Source organism: Rossellomorea aquimaris, from assembly GCF_000935355.1.
Classification (GTDB): Bacteria; Bacillota; Bacilli; order Bacillales; family Bacillaceae_B; genus Rossellomorea; species Rossellomorea aquimaris_B.
The window spans coordinates 1-1,447 of the sequence record NZ_JXZC01000026.1 but is presented as its reverse complement, the minus strand read 5'-3'; the positions used below and the strand labels follow the sequence as shown (position 1 = coordinate 1,447).

Sequence of the window (1,447 nt, the reverse complement as noted above, 5' to 3'; positions counted from 1 at the left end):
TGCACTGGACCCATAAAGTTGGACACTTATTTATTACGCAGCTATCGCGTGGCTAACACGATAAGCTACCGGACTTTTTCGTTTTAACCTTGATTTAATTCTCAGATGATTGTAGTAATACATGTATTTTTTCAATTCGTCTCTAAAGTGCTCAATACTATCAAATTCTTGTAAGTAAAGGAATTCAGACTTCATTATCCCGAAAAAGTTCTCCATGACGGAGTTATCATAACAGTTTCCTTTACGAGACATACTTTGGGTAATGTTATGTTTCTTCAGTGTCCTTCGGTACTGGGCCATTTGATAATGCCATCCTTGATCTGAATGGATTAAGAGCTTATCGCTTTCATTCACATGTTTTAATCCTTGTTCTAACATCGTCTCGACCAAGTCAAATGTCGGCCTGGATTGGAGCGTATAGGTAATGATCTCTCCGTTAAATAGGTCTAGAATGGGGGACAGATAGAGTTTTTGACCGAACAGTTTAAACTCCGTAATGTCTGTCACCCATTTTTGATTGGGTTTAACGGCTCTAAAATTGCGATTTAGGATGTTGGGAGCTACTTTTCCAACTTTCCCTTTGTAGGACTTATATTTTTTCATTCGCACAATGCATTTAAGGCCCAGTTCTCTCATAATCCGAAGGACTTTCTTTCTGTTAACATCATGTCCTTTTGCTTGAAGAACGTCCGTAATGCGACGGTACCCATAGCGACCTAAGTGTTTGTGATAGATGAAATTGATTCGTCGTTTCCATTTTCGATCAGGATCTGGTTGGTCTTGTTTTTTGATGATGTGATAGTAAGTGCTTTTAGACAGCTTAGCTACTTTTATCATTCTAGTCACCGGGAATTCGTTCCTTAGTTCAAATACTACTTTCGCTTTGATTTCGTTGGTGATGGTTCCTCCTGAACTAAGGCATTTAGCTTTTTTAAATACGCATTCTCCATACGAAGGTATTCAAGTTCTTTTTTCATATCTTCCATCGATTGGTTAGAAGAGTTGTCTTTCATTTTATTTTTCTTTTGATTAGATGTCATTGTAGAAGGCCTCATTTCTAATGATCCGAAGGCATCTTCTCCAACTCTTTTCCACTTTTTCACCCACCTACGAACCATACAAGGATCGGGGATTTGAAAAATAGCTGATGCCTCTCGAATGGAGTAATTCTTTTCCGTAATAAATTGAATTACCCTCAGTTTAAAGGCAGAAGGATAGTTTGTATAGGGGAAGGCAAATGCTTGATCCCCATGATGACGAACTAACATCACCCAGTAACGGAGAATGGAATCATCTACGCCTACTTGATTCGCTAGTTCTCGATAACTGACTAGTTCATTTAGATAACGATTGGCAACGTGAAGTTTATATTCCCTGGTAAACTTGGTCATTGGTGCGGGCACCCCCTATTGTTGGTTGGGGTGTCCAACAATAGGGGGGCAGCTCA

General features: G+C 39.3%; 1 protein-coding gene. It reads right to left on the bottom strand.

Annotated elements, in window-relative coordinates; genetic code table 11:
• Nucleotides 1-33: 33 nt before the first annotated feature.
• Nucleotides 34-1,391 (bottom strand): IS3 family transposase gene (locus tag TV75_RS21675; RefSeq protein ID WP_156142563.1). Its coding sequence is split into 2 segments (ribosomal slippage): nucleotides 34-926 and nucleotides 926-1,391, totalling 1,359 coding nucleotides; the frame shifts between segments, so codons are not numbered across the junction.
• Between the last annotated feature and the right edge of the window lie 56 nt (nucleotides 1,392-1,447).